1 pseudogene is annotated in these 625 nt (G+C 45.8%); it reads right to left on the minus strand.

Annotated features, from left to right (window positions below):
* Positions 1–485 (minus strand): annotated as a pseudogene (locus tag R8N49_RS28285) (flagellin); the annotation flags it as partial.
* Positions 486–625 lie beyond the last annotated feature (140 nt).

A 625-nucleotide genomic window follows, 5' to 3' on the forward strand; every position in this document is an offset into this window, starting at 1 on the left:
TTCAACTCAATCTGTACGGCTTCACCAGAAGCTGCACCGATTTGAAAAGACGATTTGCCGAATGTGCCATTCAACAGTTTGCGTCCACCAAAAGATGTGGTTTCCGCAATGCGGTTTAACTCATCGTTTAACGCGGTGACTTCTTCTTGCAACGCGGTACGCTCGGCTTGGCTGTTTGAGCCATTAGCCGACTGAAGCGACAAATCACGCATACGTTGCATGATGTTCGTCACCTCATTCATCGCGCCTTCTGCGGTTTGCATGATAGAGATGCCATCATTAGCGTTACGAACCGCCACATCCAAACCACGCATTTGTGATTGCAGACGATTGGAGATTTGCAGGCCTGCCGCGTCATCTTTTGCGCTGTTAATACGCTTCCCTGAAGACAAACGCTCCATGGATTGATTCAGCATATCCGTTGCACTGGTCAAATGACGTTGTGCGACAAGTGCTGCTACATTGGTATTAACGGTGATAGCCAAGAGACACAGACTCCAAATAAATTAAGGCTTTGGATACTTATCGACCAAGAAACAGAAAGATTTAGCGTTTTTTGAAAAGAGATTGGAATTAGAGAATAGAAAACAAAAAACCCTCCGAGTGGAGGGCTTTGGAAGCTTTT

It is taken from the genome of Vibrio sp. 1978, assembly GCF_033344345.1.